This is a genomic window from Aeromonas sp. YN13HZO-058 (assembly GCF_001921245.1).
Classification (GTDB): domain Bacteria; phylum Pseudomonadota; class Gammaproteobacteria; order Enterobacterales; family Aeromonadaceae; genus Aeromonas; species Aeromonas allosaccharophila.
The window spans coordinates 21,823-42,802 of the sequence record NZ_MQSY01000031.1; the positions used below are offsets into that span (position 1 = coordinate 21,823).

15 protein-coding genes are annotated in these 20,980 nt (G+C 59.3%); 9 read left to right on the forward strand and 6 right to left on the reverse strand.

The features are described from left to right. Window positions 1-8 precede the first annotated feature (8 nt). Together ppsA and BSP75_RS07090 are read left to right on the forward strand one after the other, a co-directional pair. Complete coding sequence (gene ppsA, locus BSP75_RS07085) at window positions 9-2,381, forward strand: phosphoenolpyruvate synthase (protein ID WP_075112709.1); 2,373 nt, start codon at window positions 9-11, stop codon at window positions 2,379-2,381. Window positions 2,382-2,662: 281 nt separating this feature from the next. Further along, window positions 2,663-3,640, forward strand: a complete 978-nt coding sequence (locus BSP75_RS07090) for an AraC family transcriptional regulator (protein WP_075112739.1) — start codon at window positions 2,663-2,665, stop codon at window positions 3,638-3,640. 81 nt (window positions 3,641-3,721) lie between these two features. On the opposite strand, the gene BSP75_RS07095 is transcribed toward BSP75_RS07090, so the two are convergent. The 3 genes from BSP75_RS07095 to BSP75_RS07105 form a co-directional block, all read right to left on the reverse strand. Then, window positions 3,722-6,103, reverse strand: a complete 2,382-nt coding sequence (locus BSP75_RS07095; RefSeq protein ID WP_075112710.1) for a glycoside hydrolase family 3 C-terminal domain-containing protein — start codon at window positions 6,101-6,103, stop codon at window positions 3,722-3,724. Between the two features lie 421 nt (window positions 6,104-6,524). Beyond that, a complete protein-coding gene (locus BSP75_RS07100) occupies window positions 6,525-6,983 on the reverse strand; it encodes a hypothetical protein (protein WP_075112711.1) in 459 nt (152 codons plus the stop codon). 18 nt (window positions 6,984-7,001) lie between these two features. Then, the gene (locus BSP75_RS07105) at window positions 7,002-8,876 is read right to left on the reverse strand and encodes a S8 family serine peptidase (RefSeq protein ID WP_075112712.1); all 1,875 of its coding nucleotides are present in this window, start codon (window positions 8,874-8,876) and stop codon (window positions 7,002-7,004) included. 606 nt (window positions 8,877-9,482) lie between these two features. On the opposite strand from BSP75_RS07105, the gene BSP75_RS07110 reads away from it, so the two are divergent. After that, window positions 9,483-10,268 carry a MetQ/NlpA family ABC transporter substrate-binding protein gene (locus tag BSP75_RS07110; RefSeq protein ID WP_075112740.1) on the forward strand — a complete coding sequence of 262 codons (786 nt, stop codon included), beginning with the start codon at window positions 9,483-9,485 and terminating at the stop codon, window positions 10,266-10,268. Between the two features lie 85 nt (window positions 10,269-10,353). Here the strand turns inward: BSP75_RS07110 and BSP75_RS07115 are convergent, their stop codons facing one another. Continuing rightward, complete coding sequence (locus BSP75_RS07115) at window positions 10,354-12,204, reverse strand: DUF3413 domain-containing protein (protein WP_075112713.1); 1,851 nt, start codon at window positions 12,202-12,204, stop codon at window positions 10,354-10,356. Between the two features lie 48 nt (window positions 12,205-12,252). Continuing rightward, a complete protein-coding gene (locus BSP75_RS07120; RefSeq protein WP_075112714.1) occupies window positions 12,253-12,480 on the reverse strand; it encodes a YejL family protein in 228 nt (75 codons plus the stop codon). A gap of 73 nt (window positions 12,481-12,553) precedes the next feature. Between BSP75_RS07120 and yejK the strand changes: the two genes are divergently transcribed. From yejK to ugpC, 5 genes are all read left to right on the forward strand, one after another. Next, entirely contained in the window at window positions 12,554-13,615 is a 1,062-nt protein-coding gene (yejK, locus tag BSP75_RS07125) for a nucleoid-associated protein YejK (protein WP_075112715.1), read from the forward strand. A 407-nt stretch (window positions 13,616-14,022) separates the two neighbouring features. Further along, the gene (gene malE, locus BSP75_RS07130) at window positions 14,023-15,204 is read left to right on the forward strand and encodes a maltose/maltodextrin ABC transporter substrate-binding protein MalE (protein ID WP_005333871.1); all 1,182 of its coding nucleotides are present in this window, start codon (window positions 14,023-14,025) and stop codon (window positions 15,202-15,204) included. Between the two features lie 75 nt (window positions 15,205-15,279). After that, complete coding sequence (malF, locus tag BSP75_RS07135) at window positions 15,280-16,932, forward strand: maltose ABC transporter permease MalF (protein ID WP_075112716.1); 1,653 nt, start codon at window positions 15,280-15,282, stop codon at window positions 16,930-16,932. Window positions 16,933-16,944: 12 nt separating this feature from the next. After that, entirely contained in the window at window positions 16,945-17,835 is an 891-nt protein-coding gene (gene malG / locus BSP75_RS07140; protein WP_005333868.1) for a maltose ABC transporter permease MalG, read from the forward strand. 68 nt (window positions 17,836-17,903) lie between these two features. Further along, window positions 17,904-19,040, forward strand: a complete 1,137-nt coding sequence (gene ugpC / locus BSP75_RS07145; protein WP_042658642.1) for a sn-glycerol-3-phosphate ABC transporter ATP-binding protein UgpC — start codon at window positions 17,904-17,906, stop codon at window positions 19,038-19,040. 112 nt (window positions 19,041-19,152) lie between these two features. On the opposite strand, the gene ppk2 is transcribed toward ugpC, so the two are convergent. Next, complete coding sequence (ppk2, locus tag BSP75_RS07150) at window positions 19,153-19,968, reverse strand: polyphosphate kinase 2 (RefSeq protein ID WP_075112717.1); 816 nt, start codon at window positions 19,966-19,968, stop codon at window positions 19,153-19,155. A gap of 128 nt (window positions 19,969-20,096) precedes the next feature. On the opposite strand from ppk2, the gene BSP75_RS07155 reads away from it, so the two are divergent. Beyond that, the gene (locus tag BSP75_RS07155; protein WP_075112718.1) at window positions 20,097-20,897 is read left to right on the forward strand and encodes an alpha/beta fold hydrolase; all 801 of its coding nucleotides are present in this window, start codon (window positions 20,097-20,099) and stop codon (window positions 20,895-20,897) included. Window positions 20,898-20,980 lie beyond the last annotated feature (83 nt).

The window sequence follows — 20,980 nt, forward strand, 5'->3', positions numbered from 1 at the left end:
ACATCCAAGTGCAACAGTACGTGCTCTGGTACGAACAACTCGGAATGCAGGACGTAGAACGCGTTGGCGGCAAGAACGCATCCCTTGGCGAGATGATCAGCAACCTCTCTGGCGTCGGTGTATCCGTGCCGGGGGGCTTTGCTACCACCGCCTTTGCGTTTAACGAGTTTCTGGAGTCAAGCGGCCTCAACGGCAAGATCCACCATCTGCTCGACAATCTGGACGTAGACGATATCGCCGCCCTCAACCGGGCCGGGCAGCAGATCCGCGACTGGGTGATCGATGCCCCGTTCCAGCCCGAGCTGGAGCTGGCGATCCGGGTTGCTTATGAGAAGTTGAGTGCCGGTGTCGAGGCTTCGTTTGCGGTGCGCTCCTCCGCCACCGCCGAGGATATGCCGGACGCCTCCTTTGCCGGTCAGCAGGAGACCTTCCTCAACGTACGTGGCATCGATGCCGTCATGACGGCGGTCAAGCATGTGTTTGCGTCACTGTTCAACGATCGCGCCATCTCCTATCGGGTGCATCAGGGCTATGACCACAAGGGCGTTGCCCTCTCGGCCGGGGTGCAGCGGATGGTGCGCTCGGATCTCGCCGCCTCCGGCGTGATGTTTACCTTGGATACCGAGTCCGGTTTCAACGACGTGGTCTTTATCACCGGCAGTCAGGGGCTGGGGGAGATGGTGGTGCAGGGGGCCGTCAACCCGGACGAGTTCTATGTGCACAAGCCGACCCTCAAGGGGGGCCGCCCGGCGGTGGTGCGCAAGACGCTTGGCTCCAAGTTAATCAAGATGACCTATTCGGACGATGCCGGTCATGGTCGTCAGGTGAAGATTGTCGATACCGATGAGGCCGAGCGCAGCCGCTTCTGCATCAGCGATGAGGAGGTGATGGCGCTGGCGAAACAGGCCCTCATCATCGAGCAGCACTATGGCCGCCCGATGGATATCGAGTGGGCCAAGGATGGTCAGGATGGTCAGCTCTACATAGTGCAGGCGCGCCCGGAAACCGTGCGCAGCCGGCAGGAGGCCAACACCCTCGAGCGCTTCGCCCTCAAGCAAGCGGGCAAGGTGTTGATCGAGGGGCGCGCCATCGGTCACAAGATTGGTGCAGGCCCGGCGCGGGTCATCTCCTCCATCAGCCAGATGGACGAGGTGCAGCCCGGCGACGTGCTGGTGACCGACATGACTGACCCGGACTGGGAGCCCATCATGAAGCGGGCCTCCGCCATCGTCACCAACCGTGGCGGCCGCACCTGTCACGCCGCCATTATCGCTCGCGAGCTGGGCATTCCGGCGGTGGTCGGCTGTGGCAACGCCACCGATCATATTGAGCCGGGTCAGCGGATCACCGTCTCCTGCGCGGAAGGGGATACCGGTTTTATCTATGACGGCGAGCTGGACTTCGACGTGGCGGTGACCGAGGTGGGCAACATGCCGCGGCTGCCCATCAAGATCATGATGAACGTCGGCAACCCGGACAGGGCCTTCGACTTTGCCCAGTTGCCCAATGCTGGTGTCGGGCTGGCGCGCCTCGAATTTATCATCAACCGGATGATCGGGGTGCACCCCAAGGCGCTGCTGGCGTTTGACCAGCAAACGCCAGAGCTGCAGGCCACCATCGCCAAGATGATCGCCGGTTACGACAGCCCGCGGGAGTTCTACGTGGCCAAGCTGACCGAGGGGATCGCCACTCTGGGCGCTGCGTTCTGGCCGGAGCGGGTGATCGTGCGGATGTCAGACTTCAAGTCCAACGAGTACGCCAATCTGGTGGGTGGCCGTGGCTACGAGCCCCACGAGGAAAACCCGATGATCGGTTTTCGTGGCGCATCCCGCTACATCGCCGACAGCTTCCGCCCCTGTTTTGCCCTCGAGTGCGAGGCGATCAAGCGGGTGCGCGATGTGATGGGGCTGACCAACGTCGAGGTGATGATCCCCTTCGTGCGCACCGTGGGCGAGGCGGAGCAGGTGATCGACATCCTGGCCGAGAACGGTCTGCGCCGCGGCGAGCGGGGGCTCAAGGTGATCATGATGTGCGAGATCCCGAGCAATGCCCTGTTGGCAGACAAGTTCCTCGAGCACGTGGACGGTTTCTCCATCGGTTCCAACGACATGACCCAGCTTACTCTTGGGCTGGATCGGGATTCCGGGCTCATCGCCCATCTGTTCGACGAGCGCAACGAGGCGGTCAAGGCGCTGCTGGCGATGGCGATCCAGGCTGCGCGCAAGGCGGGCAAGTACGTGGGGATCTGCGGCCAAGGCCCATCCGATCACCCGGACTTCGCCGCCTGGCTGGTGGAGCAGGGGATCGACTCGGTGTCGCTCAACCCCGATACCGTGGTCGACACCTGGCTCTATCTGGCGGAGCAGCACAAGGCACGCTAAGTCGGACAGCACTGCCACTCACTTAAATGGCGCCCGCGGGCGCCATTTTTTATGGCCGAAGATGCTACAACAGGCCCGACGTGGCGGCTAAAAATGTCTAAATAGGCGCGCTGGCGCGAGGTTTTACACTCCGTTACATCTGCTCGCTTTGCGTCAGTCCCATAATGGCTCGGTAATCCGGCGGCGCGGCCCCGTTCGGGGAGTACACGCAGTTTCCTGTCAGTATGGAGGTCATGGGTAGGCAGATGTCACAGAGCGTATCAAACCGGGTGATCAAAAACATGCTGGGAGCCTGCCAGCAGCAGGGGGGCGATCCCGAAGCCATCATGAGGGCTGGCGGTCTCACGTCATTCGACATCGCACGGGAGCAGGGCCGGATCCCTGCCCACAGTCACTACCGGATGTTGCAACTGATGCAGCCTTATCTGGCGGGGTTTCACGAGACTATTCTCTCCTACGACATCGGCCAGCTCTACCAGCATTATCCTCCTCTCATCAGCCTGTGTCTGAACCAGCCATCGCCGCGGGCGGCACTCGAGGTGCTGCTGGCCTATCGCCCCATTATCGGTAGTTGTGACGAGTTGCGGGTGCAGCGGGGGGCGCAGGTCAGCCAATACCAGTATGTCAATCAGGGGCCCGCTGGCCTCGGGGCGAGTCAGGCCATCCCCAATTTCATCATTATCTACCGGATCCTGCGGGTCTATCTGGCGGATGTCCGAGTCTCGGTGGGATTTACGGGGCAGCCACCGCATCGCCATCAGTTGCTGGACCAGTTCTTCGGGACTCGCTGCCGATGGGATCAAGGGGAGAATACTCTGACCATCGACAACGCCCAGCTTGACCGTCCCAGCCACTGCTACAACGAACCTCTTGGCCATTTGCAACTGGCCCAGCTGGAGCAGATCTGCGCCGACATCGCCGAACGGACCCCCTTTGCTTATCTGGTGGGGGAACGGATCCGCCACAAGATCCGGAAAGGGGCGCTGGAGAGCGACGAGAGCCTGCTCAAGGAGGTGTGTGCTGCCATGAACGTCAGCCGCTGGACCCTGAATCGCAAATTGCAGGGGGAGGGGAGCAGCTTCTCCACCATCCTCAGAGAGGTGAGGGTGAGTGAGGCTTGCCGCTTGCTGGAAGAGGGGGCTCAACCCCTGCAGGATATCAGCGATCGGGTCGGTTTCTCGTCTCAGAGCGCCTTCAACCGTTTTTTCAAGGCCAACATCAGGATGACGCCGCTGGCCTATCGCAATGCCCGCCAATGAAAACGGGACCGACGCAGGTCCGGTCCCGGGTGAAGGTCGGGATGGGCGCCCTGCGGCGCCTCCCGGCCGAAGGTTACCGACCTAGCGGGTGACGGTGGTGACGCTGGCGGGATCCACTCCGGCCGGTAGTGCCAGTGCCCCCGGTGTGGTGTTGCTCACCACGATCTCCTTGCTCACCGTGAAGCTGACCGGCGAACTGCTGGAGACATCCGACGAGGGGCTGACGTAAGCACTGTAGCTGCCCGGCTCGACGATCCACTGGTTGCTGGCCTCATCAAAACTGGCAAGGGTGCTGGCCGGAATGGTGAAGCTCAGCTGCTCGCTGGCCCCCGGTGCAAGCTGCGCCGTCTTGGCAAAGGCCTTGAGCTCGATGAGCGGTTTCTTCAGTTTGACCTCGGGGGCGGTGACATAGACCTGGGCCGCCTCCTTGCCTGCCACGGCCCCTGTGTTGGTGATGGTGGCGGTCAATACCAGGCTGCCGGCTGCGCCCTCGGCCAGGGTATTGCTGGCGATGGCGGGGCTGGTGTAGCCAAAGCTGGTGTAGGAGAGGCCGAAACCGAACGGGTAGGAGACCGCCTGCTCGAAGGTGCTGTAGTAGCGGTAGCCCACGTAGATCCCCTCGTTGTAGTAGAGATCATCCGGTTCGCCGTCCCCGTTGGTATCCACGCCCGGGAAGGTACCGGCGGAGGGAACGCTGGCGTAGCTTTGCGGAAAGCTCTGAGCCAGCTTGCCGCTCGGGTTGACCGCGCCGGAGAGTACGTCCGCCACCGCATGGCCAGTCTCCTGACCGGCCATATAGGCCAGCAGGATGGCGTCCACCTTGTCGCTCCACTGGGCGGTGTCGATGACGCCGTTGACGTTGAGTACCACCACCACCTTCTTGCCCTTGGCATGGAAGGCGCTGCTCACCGCCTCGATGAGGGCGCGCTCGTCATCACCGAGCAGGTAGTCCCCCTTGCCGCTGCTGCGATCCGCCCCCTCTCCGGCCTGACGACCGATGCTGATGACGGCAGCTTGCTGGGTGGCGGCTGCGTTGGCGATCAGGGCCGCCAGATCGCCGCTCACGGGGGCCTCGGCGCAGGTGTAGTAGCCCTTGGCGCCAAACTGACCCTCGTGATAGACCTTGTTGTTCTCGTAAAAATCGCGGTAGTAACTCTGCAACGCCTCGTTGACCGGGAAGCGTGCGGCCAGCCCCTGGGCGATGGTGGTGGTATTGGTGGCGTTTACATCCCCGCTGCCGGTCCCCCCCTTGTAGGTGTTGATCTGGTTGATGCCAAAACCGGCCAGAGTGCTGGTGGCCGCCAGTGGCAGGGCGGTGGCCTCGTTGCGCAGCAGTACCATGCTCTCAGCGCCGGCCTGACGGGCCAGTTTGGTGTGGGCGGCCAGATCCGGGCTGTTGCTGATGGCCAGCTGGTTGTAGGAGGGGCTCTTCAGCACCTGGGTCAGGATGTGGACGGCCGCTTCGTTCACCTTGGCCTCGTCGAGATCTCCCTGCTCGATGGATTGCTGCAACTGATCCTTGACGTTGCCCGGCTCGATCAAATCCTGCCCTGCCAATACTTGCTTGTAGGCGCTGTTTTCGACATCGCCAGCGAACCAGTCTGACATCACCAGACCGTCGAACTTCCACTCCCCGCGCAGCAGGTCGGTCACCGCATCCCTGCGCTCGTTGACATAGGTGCCGTTGACCTTGTTGTAGGAGGTCATCACCGCCCAGGGCTGGGCCTCATCCACCGCGATCTGGAAGCCGCGCAGATAGATCTCGCGGAAGGTTCTCGGCTCGCCGATGTCGTTGATCTGGTTGCGGTTGGTCTCGGAGTTGTTACCGAAGTAGTGCTTGATGGTGGTGCCCACCCTGTTGCTCTCCACCCCGTTGACCATGGCGGCGCCTATCTTGCCGGTCAGCAGGGGGTCTTCCGAGTAGTACTCGAAGTTGCGCCCGTTGAGCGGGTTGCGCTGGATGTTCATGCCCGGTGCCAGCAGGATATCGATCCCGTACTGGCGCACTTCATCCCCCATGGCTTCGCCGACGGCCTTGACCAGCTTGACGTCCCAGCTGGAGGCGAGTAACGAGCCGATGGGCCAGGCGGTGGCGTAGTAGCTGGCGCTGTCACCGTCGCGGTTGGCGTCGATCCGCACCCCCGCCGGGCCATCGGCCAATTTGAGGGCCGGAATGTCGATGCCGTCCGCGCTGCGCAGCACGCCGTTGATGTAACCCGCCACGCCGGGCACGTCCTGCTTGAGGTTGATGGCGCCGTTGGCGCTGCCGTAACCGGGGCCGGAGAGCAGATCCAGCTTCTCGCTCAGGGTCAGCTTGGCCACAATGGCCTCGGCCTGGCCGCGGTAATAGGCATCGTCCTTGACCAGGGGATCCGAGTCATTCTGGTTGCAACCGACCAGCAGGCCGGCCAGCGCCAGGCTGACGCCCAATGAAACCGCTTTCAATTTTGTGGTGATAGGCATGAAGACGTCCTCGTAACTGTCTGAATAAAAATAAAAAGGAGATATCGACACCTGGCGGAAGAGGCCGCTCGGGCTGGGCCAGCTCTGCTGGCGGCTGACATTGGATATCGCAAGTAAGCCGAACGGGCCCGTGGGCAGGCGTTTGGCTGCAGGCAGGTTAACAAGCCGGACGATGGTTGCCTTGCCCCGGGGGAGCGAGAAATGTGCCGGTGGGAGCAAGGGGGCCGAGTTGTGAGTAAGGTCGCATCGGGAGGCAGCGCCAACCGGGTCGGTACAGAGTTACAGAGGGAAAAAGGGCGGGGGAGATTGAGGAAAAACGGGTGGCCTGATGGTGATTGAAGATGGCCGCGCGCAGCACGCGAGGGGGCCGCTGGCCCCCTCGAAGATCAGCTGAGGTTCTCGGGCAATGGCCCGGGACGGTTCACTTGGGCTGTTTGAGTGCCCCGGCGAGTTCGATCTGCACATTCACCCCTTCGCTCTGGAGCTGGGTGGCGATGGCGTTGAGATCGGTGCCCGGTTTGGCCTCCAGCAGGGCGATACCACCGCTGCTCTGCTTGAAGATCAGGGCGTGGCGAGTCGCCAGTGTTCTGGCTGTGGCATCGTCAGCTTCCACCAGCAAGGTACCGCTGACGGTGAGCTCGGGGCTCGCGGCCCCTTGCATCAACACGTCGCCGCGGCGCAGGGCCTGCTGCGGGGCCTTGCCATCAAGACTGCGGGCGACCCGCTTCTTGCTGCCGTTGTCGGGAATGAGGTAGGTCTGGCCGTTCACCTCTATGGTGCTGTACTGCTTGCCATCCATGGTGACGGACTCCTCGGCGCAGAGCTGCCCCGAGAGGGGGGCCAGCAGGGTTGCCAGAAGCAAGGTAACAGGTTTGTTCATGGTAATACTCCTAGCGTGTTAGCTGCGGTTGGCATCGTGACCCAGGACCCGCAGGGACCATGAGATCAACTTGCCCGGTTGACGGTTGTTGCGCTCGGTCAGGGTAGTGCGCTCTCCGGTTTCGCGATTGAGCAGAGATACCTGGCGGCTACCGTTGGCAACGTCGGTTACCTCCAGTCGCCAGTCGCCCTCGGCCGCTTCACCGTAGAACTTGTGGGAGAGCAGGCGCATGTCACGCAGCCCTTTGGTGCGCACATATCCCAGTTTTTGCTGATCAAGGGATTGGCCGACCAGGCTGTTGAACGGGTTCAGCAGGATGCTGCGGGTGCCAGCGGGGGAGACCAGTTCGATCAGCAGATCGGGCAGGCGCTGGTGATCCAGACTCACCATCACCTGAACCGCTTCCACCGTCAATGGTGTGGCGATTCGGGTCGCAGAGCTGGTCGGGCTGTTGCCTGCATCCGCAATGGCGGCGGTACTGCCGGTTACATTGATCTTTTGCCAGGGCAACTGCACCAGGGGCGGCAGGGGCTGGTGATTGGCTGCCAGCTCAAGGGCCTTGTTGACGTCGATCAGGCCAAAGCCGTAAGTCGGGCTGAACCACATGCCTGCGGCATTGCGCTCCCACCCTTCCAGCCCTTTCACATCGCGTACCTTGCCGGCGCTGCTGGTGTAGCTGACCATCACAGGTTTATGTGTGGCATCGACCCGGGTCGCGCTGCGCGCCAGCAGATCCCGCAGGTCCCGTACCGGTAAGTCCGGGTAGGCGGACATCAGCAGCGCCATGGCGCCGGAGGTGCTGGGGGTGGCGGAGGAGGTGCCGTTCATCACGCCGTTGTAGTCGCAGCTGGCATCCAGTTGTTGGTTGCCGTGCAGCCGGTTGGTGCTGGGATCATTGGTGCGGTTGTAGCCCATGTCGCAGCCGGGCAGATCCGTGGTGACCATCGCCGGTGAGTCAGTGCCATATTCGCCACCGGTGGCGCTCAGGAAGACGTTGCTGCCGACGCTGGAGTAGGAAGATCTGGTCCCGTTGGCGTTGAGGGCGCTCACCACCAGGTTCCAGAAGTTGCTGTTGGAGGGATCGAGGTTGCTATTTTCAAACGGCAATTTGGGACCATTGCCGGTGCGGTTAAGCACATAGCCGCCCGCCGCTATCTTGTTGAAGCCGTTGCCGGCGGCCTTGATATAGGCCGCGCCCTGCGCCTTGAGGGTCTGCTGTTCAAACAGGCGATCGAGCTGGGATTGATCCAGATCGTTGGCAGAGCGGGGATCCACCACACTCATGCCGTAGCTCTGGTTGAACACCCGGTTGTCGCGGCTGGCATCGCTGTCACCAAGGGCGTAGAGCCAATCCTTCTGTAGTTGCTGGCTGTTGTCATCCAGCAGGTTGAAGCCCTGCAGCTGGGCTCGCGGGGCGATCCCCTTGGTGCCGATGGCATTGTCTACCGCCGCAATAATGCCGGAGACCGAGGTGCCATGGGCCGTATCCGGATCGGTTGGGGTCGGATCATCGCTGCCGGTCACCACGTTTTTCGAACCCGGACGCACGTTGTCCGCCAGATCCGGGTGGGCGATGGCCAGACCATCATCCACAACGGCCACATTGACACCCTGACCCAGCACGCCGGTGCGATGAGCCCACCAGAGGTTGAGATCATTGCCCGCTACGCCGCCACGGGCGCTGAATCCATCCTGCCCGCTGTTGAGCAGATACCACTGCTGATCCTGCAGGGGATTGGCACCTGGCAGACAGCGCTCGGTGCTGCTGCGTCCGATATCCACGCCGCTCTCCTTGCCGGTGAGCGGCGCACAACCTTCATTTGCCTGAACGAGCGCACTGGGCAGGGTCGACAGCAGTGCTGTGATCGCCAGTGCTAACGATGTTTGCTTCATTATTTTTAAACTCCATCTTGGATCGCACCATCCTGGGTGCGACGGAAATCTATACACGGGCGATGGAGATTCAAAAAGAGCCTTTTCCAAAAAGCGTAACGAGGTTCAAAGAAATCCGATCCGGTTTATGGTAGGTATTCCAATGACACTGGTTATGTGTTCTATTGAGAATGGTTCTCACCGCTCATTACTGATCTTTTTATCTGTAATTCACTCTCTCGTGACTCTCCTTCGCCGAAGCCATACCGATTCGGGGCAATCCCGAAGGGGGCGTCGTGCGCTCTTGAAAGTGAACGACATGGTGGTGTGTGCCAATGTGAGTGCTGGTATGCGTTCGGGTGAGACTGCAAGGGGGATGAGGTGGGGGTGGTCAGCGGTTTATTGCTTGGCGGCGGTGGATGGCTCTGTTATGGTAATTTAAATGGCCGTTTGGATGGCTAGATTGCTGTGGTATAAAGGGCGTTGCCTCTGAGGGCAAGCCCACCGCAGTCCCATATTTTGATGCGTACCTGACAGGGAGTCCCTATGCCGTTTCGTTCCTTCTTACCTTCTTCTTGCACTGCTTCCTTGCGCGCCGCTGCTGGCGCCAGCACCTTTATTGCCGCGATGGTGGTAGGGAGCCTCTCTTTTTCTGCGGTTGCCGCCGATGCCCCCTTGCCGACCAAGCAGGAGATCGTGATTGGCACCACGGTGGGGGATTTTGCCGACATGGTGACCGACTCCATCAAGCCGCAACTGGAGGCCAAGGGGTACAAGGTCAAGCTGGTGGAGTTTACCGACTATGTGACCCCCAATATTGCTCTGGCCGATGGATCACTGGATGTGAACTGTTTCCAGCACAAACCTTATCTGGAGAGTTTTGCCAAAGATCGCGGCTTGTCGCTGGCGCCCATTACCCAGGTGCCAACCGGCCCGATGGGACTCTACTCCGGCAAACTGGCGGCACTCGACAAGGTGCAAGAGGGGAGCACGGTGGCTATCCCCAACGATCCCACCAATCAGGCGCGGGCGCTGTTGATGCTGCAGGATCTCGGTTGGCTCACCCTCAAGGAGGGGATAAACCCGCTCAAGGCGAGCGAATTTGATGTGGTGAACAATCCACACAATCTCAAGCTGGTATTGCTGGAAGCCGCGCAGCTGCCCCGCTCGCGGGAGGATGTGGACTTCTCGGTGATCAACGGTAACTTTGCCGCTTCCAGCGGTATCCCGTTCAGTGAAGGACTGTTTCTGGAGCGCAGCTACGATTTCATCAACTGGGTGGTGGTGAAAAGTGCAGATGCGGAACAGCCGTTTGCCAGGGATGTGGCGGCGGCTTACAACTCGGCGGCGTTCAAGGCCTATGCGGCCAAGCGTTTCGTCGGCTACAAGTACCCGCAAGAGTGGGGTGGCTAACAGTCGCGACAGTGGCCCCGCGATACAACGAAAAACGCCCCGAATGTGGGGCGTTTCTTATGGTATCAAGGCATCAGTGCAGGTTTCATTGGTTGCGATAGAAGCGGTTCAGCTCGTTCATCACCTGGATCATGGCGCCCATATCGGGGGTACCGTGCTTGATGGGGCGATAGCTGTTGCGCTCCAGCAGTTCGAAGTCACCCTGCTTGTTGAAGTGGGTGATGGTGTCGCCCTGATAGATGGCAAAATCGTTCTGATCCCCCGCCAGCAGCCAGTTACGGGGCGTGGTATCGAACAGATTGCGACCAATGCTGTAATCGCGTGCCGGATTGCGTACTCCCAGCATCCCTTGCATCAGGGTCGGAGCCAGATCGAGATGGCTGCTCGGCTGTTCCAGTACCAGGCTGTCGCGACCCGGCCAGGCAATCACCATGGGCACTTGTACCTGATAGGGGGAGTAGTTGCTGCCCGCACCCCAGCTGTTGCTGCGGGTGTCGTTGAACTCCTGACCGTGGTTGGCGGTGATGACGACGACGGTATTGCTGTCTATCCCCTGCGACTGCAAGCTGGTCAGCATCTGCTCAAGCAGCTGGTCGGTATAGAAGACCGAGTTCTTGTAGCGGTTCTCCAGCTTTTGCAGGTTCTCCGCCCGATAGGCGGTCGCCGGGTTGAAGTTGGCGAGCTCTGGCTGGAATGGCCCCTTCATGGTCGCGGGCAACTGGTAGTCACCTGGGCTGGAGAGATAGACCAGCGAGAACCAGGGACGCTCGGGAGAGCGCTTCTCCAGCCATTGCTGCCAGTCGGTCAGCAGCTTGCCGTCGTCACTCTGCTCGGAGACAAACACCTGTTTGCGCAGACCGGCGAGGATGCTCTTGCGATACTTCTGGGCATCTTCCATCGCACCGAACAGCCCGAACTGGTAATCCTGGCGCAGCATCTCGTCGAACAGCACCGGCGGACGCTTGTCACTGCTGATGTCCTTGTAGTAGTGGCCGGGCAAGCCGTAGAAGAGGCTGAACATCCCCATCAGATCGTCGTTGCCGCCACTCATGTGGTTGCGGAACGTCAGGTGCTGATCCGCATAGCGCTGCAGATTGGGCATGTTGATGTTGTTGAGCATGTCAAAGCGCAGCGAGTCGACCACCACAATCAGCAGATTGCTGTGGGTCAGCGGCGCATTGACGTTGAGCGGGCGCAGCGGATAGTGCATCCGATTTTCCGCTTCGTCACTCTGGGAGGCCGCCTGCTTCTCATACTGATCCAGATCCAGCCAACCATGTTTTGCCAGGAAGGTGCGGGCCGTCATGGGGTAGGAGAGGGGGAAGTTGGCTCTCTGCATGGTGATGGGCTGATAGAGGGTCGCATCCGCCCAGCTGTTGACCACGTGGGTCAGAATAAAGCAGACCAGCAGGGCCAGCCCCACCTGATTGCCGTATTGGCGGCGCTTGCGCTTGTTGATCTTGCGCCAGACATAGGCCGACAGCAGCAGTTGCAGCAGGAAGATGGTCGGCACGGCGACGAAGATAATGCTCCAGATCGAGCCCTCTTCGGTCTGTGCCTGATCCAGCAGCAACTGCCATACCTGACTGTTGAGGTGAAACTTGAACAGCCGGAATACCTGGGTGTCGATCAGCAGCAGCACCAGCGCCAGGGTGGCGATGATGGCCGAGATGAATCGCAGCGGTTTCTCTTTGGGCAGCACGAAGCTGAGCGGAAAGACCGTCAACAGGTAGGTGACGAAGCTCAGGAACGAGAAGTGGCCAATCCAGCTTACAACGAGATAGATCACGCCAAGCGTGGTCGATGGCCAGCCGATGGCACCCAGATAGCGGGTGGCGATAAGCATGGCCAGGATAATGTTGAAGAAGGAGAACCAATGCCCCCAGGTGATCAGGCGAGAGACATTATCACGATAGGGGTTACCGGTTTCGACCATAGTGATCCATCTGCGTTGAGAAACGTCAAATCAACAGAGTCGCAGGACTCAGTGTGCGTCGTGGCGATTATCGACCGATGCGGTCAGGGCCTGGACAAACTTTTCAGTGATGCCCTGGCGCTGGGCCGGTGCCATACCGTTGATGATATTGGTGGTCAGATTGCCAAGCACCATAAGGCTGAGATCCACCGGCGCTTTATGCTTTTCCAGCGCGGTGATCAGGTCGTTCATCAGGGCGTCAAATTGCTCGTTATTGTACTTTGATACGATAGGCATAATCTTCAGTTCATCTCAGTTCAAAGCGCCTTATAATACTTCACCCTTTCGGCTAACACTATGGCTTTGTGACATGAGTCTCGATATCGACAAGATCATTCTTCACTCCTTGCGCCAGGGCGGCGATGGTCAACCCCACGCCGATACCCGCAGCCAGACCCTGCCTCCCGACGAGGCGGTACAGGGGCTGATGGCGGAACTGCATCGGATCTACAACGGCAAGGGCGGCAAGGGCTTTGGCTTCTTTGCCGACCCTGAAACGGCCGTCGCCGAGCTGGCGGAGGGGGAAGAGGCCCCCAAGCAGCCCTCACCCGCGTTTCGTATCGCCCTCGAACAACTGCTCAGTGAGCAGACCGAATTCGTTCCCTTCTCGGTCAATGTGACCCAGATGCTGGTCAAACAGCTGGTGGAGCACGCCCTCGATGAGCAAGGGGTGCTGCTGTTTGCCAAATACAACTATGTCGGGATCGATTATCTGCTGATTGCCCTGCTGGAGGGCAAGGAGAGCGTCACCGTCAGCGAAGCGCTGGAATTGCGTCATATCCAGTATCTGGATATCGGCAAACTCAATCTGGTGGCCCGCATTGATTTGACCGAATGGAAAACCCAACCGGATTCGCGCCGCTATATCACCTTCAGCAAGGGACGCATCGGTCGCAAACTGGGCGACTTCTTTATGGATCTGCTGGGTGCCCGTGAGGGCATGGATGCCAAGGTGCAAAATAAAGGCTTGCTGCAGGCGGTCGAAGATTATTGCGACAGTCGCCAGCTCGAACCGACCGAGCGCAACGATTACAAAAAGCAGGTCTTCAAATATTGCACCGAACAGGCGAGTGCCGGTGAAGAGATCGAAATCAAGGAGCTGTCTGCAGAACTCTCCGCAAAAGATGCCGGCGACGGTGACCTCGATTTTTACAGTTTTATCGGTCAGGAATATGAGCTGGAAGATCGCTTCCCGGCGGATCGCTCTACCCTGCGCGGCCTGACCAAGTTTGTCGGCTCCGGTGGTGGTCTGACCCTGAGCTTCGAGCAGAAACTGTTGAACAGCCGCATTTTTTACGATCCCCAGACCGACACCCTGACCATCAAGGGCGTGCCGCCCAATCTCAAGGATCAGCTGCTGCGTCAGTCGTAGTGGGATAAGTAGTGTGATCAAGTCGTCATTTCTGGCAAAAAGAGACTCCGCCCCGGCGGGGTCTCTTTTTTTATTGCGCCGCGGCATGCCTCGAAACCGCTGCGGTACTTTGTTAACAAATCAAACAAAATAAATCACCTGAAAGGGTTTTCATTGAGGTGAAAACCCTTTCATTCGTGAAATTTTATTTCATTTTGGTAATTAATATTCTGCCGTTGTCCGTAATTAAGCCGATAAATGGCCTTAACCCCCTGAAATAAGAAAATGTTTTCAAAACTTTCTGGAAGGAAATACGTAATTGCATTTCAAAAATGCGAGTTGCGTCATGTGAGCCGTTTGCCGCTTGGGATAATATTCATCTCGCACACAATGCTCTTACAGCGCGGAACTAATACAAGGAAAGGCTCATGAAAAAGAAATTGCTGTCATCCCTGATCGGCCTGGCCACTCTTGGCGTCGCTTGCTCTGCTACTGCTGCCATCGATGAAGGCCAGCTGACCATCTGGATCAACGGTGACAAGGGATACAACGGTCTGGCTGAAGTGGGTAAGAAGTTTGAAGCAGAAACCGGCATCAAGGTTACTGTGGCTCACCCGGATCAGGTTGAAGTGAAATTCCAGCAAGCCGCCGCCACTGGCAACGGCCCTGACATCTTCTTCTGGGCTCACGACCGTTACGGTGAGTGGGTCAAAGCCGGTTTGCTGGTTCCGGTAACGCCTAACGCTGCCACCAAAGGCAAATTTGAACAGCTGGCATGGGATGCCATGACTGTTGATGGCAAAACCTATGGCTACCCGGTTGCCATGGAAGCGGTCAGCCTGATCTATAACAAAGACTTGCTGCCCGAGCCGCCGAAAACCTTCGAAGAGATCGCCAAGATTGACGAGACTCTGAAGAAAAACGGCAAGCGCGCCATCATGTGGGCTTATGACACCCCGTACTTCAGCTATCCGCTGGTGGCTGCCAACGGTGGTTACGCCTTCAAGAAAACCGCTACCGGTTATGACGTTAAAGATACCGGCGTGAACAACGCAGGTGCCAAGATGGGCGTGGGCTACATCTCCGAGATGATCAAGTCCGGTCACCTGGAGAAAGGCATCGACTACGGTGTGATGGACGCCAAGTTCAACAAGGGCGAAGTGGCCATGATGATCAACGGTCCCTGGGCCTGGAGCAACCTGGACAAGAGCGGCATCAAGTATGGCGTAGCGCCGCTGCCGACCCTGAACGGCAAGCCGGCCAAAGCTTTCGTTGGCGTGCTGGGTGCCACCATCAACGCCGCCAGCCCGAACAAGGATCTGGCCATCGAGTTCCTAGAAAACTACCTGCTGACCGATGCCGGTCTGGCGCCGGTTAACGCCGACAAGCCGCTGGGTGCCGTTGCGCTGAAATCCTTCCAGAAGACCCTGGAATCCGATCCGCACATCAAGGCCACCATGCTGAACGCCCAGGCTGGCGAGCCGATGCCATCCGTTCCCGAGATGAGCCGTTTCTGGTCTTCCTTCGAAACTGCCCTCAAGAACGTGACCTCCGGTCGTCAGGGTGTTGACGAAGCACTGGATACCGCTGCCAAGCGTATCGTTCAGTAAGCACGCACTACCCGGGAGGCCGCAATGGCCTCCCACTCTCTCAAATCTCTCTTGGCGTTATAAAGGTTAATTGGCATGGAAGTAGTACCTTCTGTTGAGTCCTATGCCGGTCCGAAGGATAAGCACACCTGGCTTAAGTGGACCATAGCGGCCCTGGTCGCCATCCTCAACGGCTACGCAGCCGTGATGATGTACGCCAGTGGCGAGTGGGTATTCGCGCTGCTGGATCTGGTGGTGGTTTCCGTCGGTCTGTATGTCTTCATGAACAAGAAGACCTATGCCCATCGCTACATCTTTCCGGGTGTTGCGGGCATGGTTGTGTTTATCATCTTCCCTCTTGCCTACACCATTGGCATTGCCTTCACCAACTATTCGGGGTCCAACTTGCTCTCCGTGGAGCAGGCGCGGGACTACCACCTGAAGAAAACCTACAAGGTGGCGGGCGGTGAATTCGATTTTACCCTGCTGGGTGGCGACAATGGCCAGTTCCAGCTGCTGCTGACACAGGATGATCAATCCTTTATCAGCCAACCTGTTTCCCTGATGAACAACAAGGCTCGTGAGCTGGCGTCCCGCGAGGGCCGGGTGCAGAGCACCCAGCAAGTGGTCGAGCTGCAGCCCTTCACTGGCGAAGCCGCCAGCAAGGCCGCGCCGATCCGCGCCATTGTTGAGCATCGTACTCACCTGAGTGACCTCGATCTGGTGCTGCCGGATGGCGGTACCCACCTGACCCTGAGCAGCCTGCGCAAGTTTGCCGCCCAGAAGCAGCAGTACACCCGTCTGATGGATGGCGCCGTGCTCAAGTCCGGCGTGGTGATCAAAGACAGCAACCTGCTGCGTGATACCCAGAATGGCCAGCTGATGCTGCCAAACGGTGACACCGGCTTCTATCAGTACATCGACGAACAGGGTCAGTTTGTCGGCAAGGGCGTTGCCCCCGGCTTCGTGGTCAGCGTGGGCTGGAAGAACTTCGCGCGCATCGTCACCGATCCGGGCATCCAGTCACCCTTCCTGCAGATCTTTATCTGGACCGTGATCTTCTCCAGCTGTTCCGTTGCCTTCACCCTGGCTATCGGCATGGTGCTGGCCTGTCTGGTGCAGTGGGAGTCGCTCAAGGGGCGCGGTTTCTATCGGGTCATGCTGATCCTGCCCTATGCGATCCCGGCGTTTATCTCCATCCTGGTGTTCAAGGGGTTGTTCAACCAGAACTTCGGTGAGATCAACATGTTCCTGGAAGCGGCGTTTGGTATCAAGCCGGACTGGTATACCAACCCCTTCCTGGCCAAGGTAATGATCCTGATCGTCAACACCTGGCTCGGCTACCCCTACATGATGATCCTCTGCATGGGCCTGCTTAAAGCGATTCCGGAAGATCTCTATGAAGCGTCCGCCATGGACGGTGCCGGTCCGGTACAGAACTTCTTCAAGATCACCGTGCCGCTGTTGATGAAGCCGCTGACACCGCTGTTGATTGCCTCATTCGCCTTCAACTTCAACAACTTCGTGCTTATCCAGTTGTTGACCAACGGTGCGCCCGACATCATCGGCGCCAGCACCCCGGCCGGTACCACCGACTTGCTGGTGAGCTACACCTACCGGATTGCGTTCCAGGGATCGGGTGGTCAGGACTACGGTCTGGCCAGTGCCATCGCCACAGCTATCTTCCTCATCGTAGGTGCGCTGGCGCTGCTCAACCTGAAATTGTCCAAAGCCGACAAGCAGCTGTAAGGAGGCTTCAACATGGCAATCGTACAACCCAAATCAGTCAAATACCGGGTGTGGGCAACCCACCTGGTCATGTGGGGCTTCCTGGCGCTGATCATCTTCCCGTTGATCATGGTTATCGCCATCTCGTTCCGTAACGGTAACTTCGCGGTAGGGGAGATCATCCCCTCCAATCCGACCCTGGATCACTGGAAGCTGGCGCTGGGTATGTCCATCACCAACGCCGACGGCAGCATCACGCCGCCGCCGTTCCCGGTGCTGACCTGGTTGTGGAACTCCATCAAGATCGCCGGCATCACTGCCCTGATGATCGTGACGCTCTCCACCACCTGTGCCTACGCCTTTGCCCGCCTGCGTTTTCGTGGCAAGTCCACCATCCTGCAGGGCATGCTGATTTTCCAGATGTTCCCGGCGGTGCTGGCGCTGGTGGCCATCTACGCGCTCTTTAACAAGATTGGTGACTACATCCCCTGGCTGGGTCTCAACACCCACGGTGGCCTGATCCTGGCGTACATGGGCGGTATTGCCCTGCACGTCTGGACCATCAAGGGCTACTTCGAGACCATCGACTCCTCGCTGGAGGAGGCGGCGGCCATCGACGGTGCGACCCCGTGGCAGGCATTCCGTCTGATCCTGTTGCCTCTGTCGGTGCCCATCCTGGCAGTAGTGTTTATTCTGGCCTTTATCGGTTCCATTACCGAGGTGCCCATGGCCTCCATCCTGTTGCAGGATGTGAACAATCTGACCCTGGCGGTCGGGGCCCAGCAGTACCTCTATCCGCAGAACTATCTGTGGGGTGATTTCGCGGCGGCCGCAGTGCTCTCCGGTTTCCCCATCACAGTGGTGTTCCTGCTTGCACAGCGCTGGTTAGTCGGTGGCCTCACCGCCGGTGGCGTGAAAGGTTAAGTTTATGGCCGGGGGAGCAGACTCCCCCCGCTATCACGATTTGCAAAGATTCAAGAGCGGAGCTCGTCATGGCTGAAGTAGTACTCAACAACGTTCGCAAAAATTACGATCCGGCTGTTCACAAGGACACCCTGCGCAACATCAACCTCTCCATCAAGGAAGGGGAGTTCATAGTCTTCGTCGGCCCGTCCGGCTGCGGTAAATCGACCCTGCTGCGGATGATCGCGGGTCTGGAAGACATCACCAGCGGTGAGCTGACCATCGGCGGTCGTTACATGAATGACGTGCCGCCAGTCGAGCGCAACGTCGGCATGGTGTTCCAGTCCTACGCCCTCTATCCCCACATGAACATCTACGAGAACATGGCCTTTGGCTTGAAGCTCAAGAAGATGGATAAAGAGAACATCCACAAGCGGGTGATGCGCGCCGCCGAGATCCTGGGTCTCGAGCCGCTGCTGGACCGCAAGCCCAAGGCGCTCTCCGGCGGTCAGCGTCAGCGGGTTGCCATCGGTCGCTCCATCGTGCAGCAGCCGCAGGTGTTCCTGTTTGACGAACCGCTCTCCAACCTGGATGCCGCGCTGCGGGTCAAGATGCGGATCGAGATCGCCAAGCTGCACAAAGAGCTCAACTCCACCATCATCTACGTGACCCACGATCAGGTGGAAGCCATGACCCTGGCCGACAAGATAGTGGTACTGAGCCCGCTCAAGGGCGAGGCGGCCACCAACCTGGAGCAGTTCGGTTCACCGCTGGATCTCTACCACAACCCGGACAACAAGTTCGTGGCAGGCTTCATCGGCTCTCCCAAGATGAACTTCCTGGCGGGCGAGTTGCTGGAGATTGGCGAGCAGGAGTGCGTGGTCAAGCTGACCTCCGGCGATACCGTGCGTGCCCGGGTCGATGCCCGCAGTGGCGCGGTGGGTGACAAGGTGGAGCTGGGTATTCGCCCCGAGCACCTGATGCCGCTGGATCACCCCCATGCACACAGCAAGGTGAGCGGGATCGTGCAGGTGGCCGAGCACCTGGGCGCCGAGTCCTTCGTCTATATGGATGTGGATGGTCACGACTTTACCGTCAAGGCCACCTCGGATGTGGATGTGGCGACCGGTCAGACCTACAGCGTGGGGATCCCGGCCGAGGCCTGCTACCTGTTCGATGCCAAGGAGCAGGCGTTCCCCCGTACCGCCAAATACATCCGTACCTGATTTTTTGTTGTGCTGGTTTTCCTTATTATTCAATGCCTTTTTGCCGGTCGTCAGACCGGCTTTTTATTGCCTGTAATTCTGCCATGGGAGAATTCAGACTAGGTGACAGGGCTCAGGCTTCGAGGTCGGCGGTAATATCGGGTACAAAGGTCTGGCTGGTCAGCGGTGGGCGCTCATACCCTTCGGTCTTGATGGGGGGGAGCTTGATGGGCTCGTAGTGGATCGCCTCGTAAGGCACCTTGCCCAGCAGATGAGCGATGCAGTTGAGGCGGGCACGGCGTTTGTCATCTGCTTCCACCACGAACCAGGGGCAATCCTCGGTGTCGGTGTAGGTGAACATGTCATCCTTGGCGCGGGAGTATTCGACCCAGCGGGAGCGGGATTGCAAGTCCATCGGGCTGAACTTCCAGCGCTTGATGGGGGTGTTGATCCGCTCTTTAAAGCGCTTCTCCTGCTCCTCATCGCTGACCGAAAACCAGTATTTGATCACCGTGATGCCGGAGCGGATCAGCATCCGCTCGAACTCGGGGCAGGCGCGCAGAAACTCGCGATATTCTGCGTCACTGCAAAATCCCATCACCCGCTCAACCCCGGCCCGGTTGTACCAGGAGCGGTCAAACAGCACCATCTCACCGGCGGCAGGCAGGTGGGCTACATAACGCTGAAAGTACCACTGGGAGCGCTCCCGATCCGAGGGGGCGGGCAGCGCCGTGACCCGGCATACCCGCGGGTTGAGCGGCTCGGTGATCGCCTTGATGACGCCCCCCTTACCGGCGGCATCCCGACCCTCGAACAGCACCACCACCTTCAGCCCTTCCTGCTTGACCCACTCCTGCAGCTTGACCAGCTCCTCTTGCAGATGGGCGAGATGGTGCTCGTAGCACTTCTTGTCCAACCGCGGCCGCTTCTTGATCTTCTCCTTCGCCATGCACTTCTCCTTTTGGCATCCTTTCATGAGTGACTTCTTTGAGTCACTTCCAGCTTGCACCAGGGAGGCGTCCCCTGCCAAGGGTGACGTGATACACTGCCCCCCCATCGCTGGCAACAGGAGATAACATGAAGCATTTTATGGAGATAGCGGGCCGCCGGATGGCCTATCTGGACGAAGGGCAGGGCCCGGTGCTGCTGTTTGGCCACAGCTATCTGTGGGACAGCGCCATGTGGGCGCCGCAAATCGCCGCGCTCAAGGGCAGCTATCGCTGCATCGTCCCCGAGCTGTGGGGCCACGGTGATTCCGACCTGCTCCCCGACGGTGGCTGCACCCTGGCGACGCTGGCGCGCGATCATCTGGCATTGCTCGATGCCCTCGGCATTGAGGAGTGCGTGCTGGTGGGTCTCTCCATCGGCGGCATGTGGGGTGTGGAGCTGGCGCACATGGCGCCAAACCGTATCAAGGGTCTGGTGTTGATGGACAGCTTTGTCGGCCTCGAGCCGCAGATCACCTGCGAACGCTACCTTGGCATGCTCGCTGCGATCGAGCAGCTTGGTTCCATTCCTGCGCCCATCATCGAACAAGTGGCGCCTATCTTCTTTGCCAACCAGCCCGATGCCGACTTGCTGGCGGATTTCAAGGCGCGACTGGCCGCCTGGCCAAGCGACAAAATTGCCGCCATGGTGGCGGTGGGGCGCTGCTTTGTGACCCGAGAAGATCGCATCGAGTGGCTGGAAGAGGTGACTGTGCCTGCGCTGGTGATGACCGGCTGCGAGGACAAGGCCCGTCCGGTGCTGGAGGGCTATCTGATGGCCGAGGTACTGGGTTGCCCGTTCAAGGAGATCCCGGCGGCCGGTCACATCTCTTCCATGGAGAACCCCGCATCCGTCAATCAGGCGCTCGGTGAGTTTCTGGCTGCGCTGTAAGCCAGACGCAAGTTATAAACAAGGGAGCCATTGGCTCCCTTGTTGCGTTTGATGATTGGGCCGAAACCTATCGATGCGCCTGT

What these genes read in the sequence shown, in the direction of transcription:
- BSP75_RS07095 (WP_075112710.1), bottom strand. Translation starts at nt 6,103, where the DNA reads ATGCCTATCACCACAAAATTGAAAGCGGTTTCATTGGGCGTCAGCCTG.
- BSP75_RS07100 (WP_075112711.1), bottom strand. Translation starts at nt 6,983, where the DNA reads ATGAACAAACCTGTTACCTTGCTTCTGGCAACCCTGCTGGCCCCCCTC.
- BSP75_RS07105 (WP_075112712.1), bottom strand. Translation starts at nt 8,876, where the DNA reads ATGAAGCAAACATCGTTAGCACTGGCGATCACAGCACTGCTGTCGACC.
- BSP75_RS07120 (WP_075112714.1), bottom strand. Translation starts at nt 12,480, where the DNA reads ATGCCTATCGTATCAAAGTACAATAACGAGCAATTTGACGCCCTGATG.
- malF (WP_075112716.1), top strand. Translation starts at nt 15,280, where the DNA reads ATGGAAGTAGTACCTTCTGTTGAGTCCTATGCCGGTCCGAAGGATAAG.
- ppk2 (WP_075112717.1), bottom strand. Translation starts at nt 19,968, where the DNA reads ATGGCGAAGGAGAAGATCAAGAAGCGGCCGCGGTTGGACAAGAAGTGC.
- malG (WP_005333868.1), top strand. Translation starts at nt 16,945, where the DNA reads ATGGCAATCGTACAACCCAAATCAGTCAAATACCGGGTGTGGGCAACC.
- BSP75_RS07090 (WP_075112739.1), top strand. Translation starts at nt 2,663, where the DNA reads ATGCTGGGAGCCTGCCAGCAGCAGGGGGGCGATCCCGAAGCCATCATG.
- BSP75_RS07155 (WP_075112718.1), top strand. Translation starts at nt 20,097, where the DNA reads ATGAAGCATTTTATGGAGATAGCGGGCCGCCGGATGGCCTATCTGGAC.
- ugpC (WP_042658642.1), top strand. Translation starts at nt 17,904, where the DNA reads ATGGCTGAAGTAGTACTCAACAACGTTCGCAAAAATTACGATCCGGCT.
- yejK (WP_075112715.1), top strand. Translation starts at nt 12,554, where the DNA reads ATGAGTCTCGATATCGACAAGATCATTCTTCACTCCTTGCGCCAGGGC.
- BSP75_RS07115 (WP_075112713.1), bottom strand. Translation starts at nt 12,204, where the DNA reads ATGGTCGAAACCGGTAACCCCTATCGTGATAATGTCTCTCGCCTGATC.
- malE (WP_005333871.1), top strand. Translation starts at nt 14,023, where the DNA reads ATGAAAAAGAAATTGCTGTCATCCCTGATCGGCCTGGCCACTCTTGGC.
- BSP75_RS07110 (WP_075112740.1), top strand. Translation starts at nt 9,483, where the DNA reads ATGGTGGTAGGGAGCCTCTCTTTTTCTGCGGTTGCCGCCGATGCCCCC.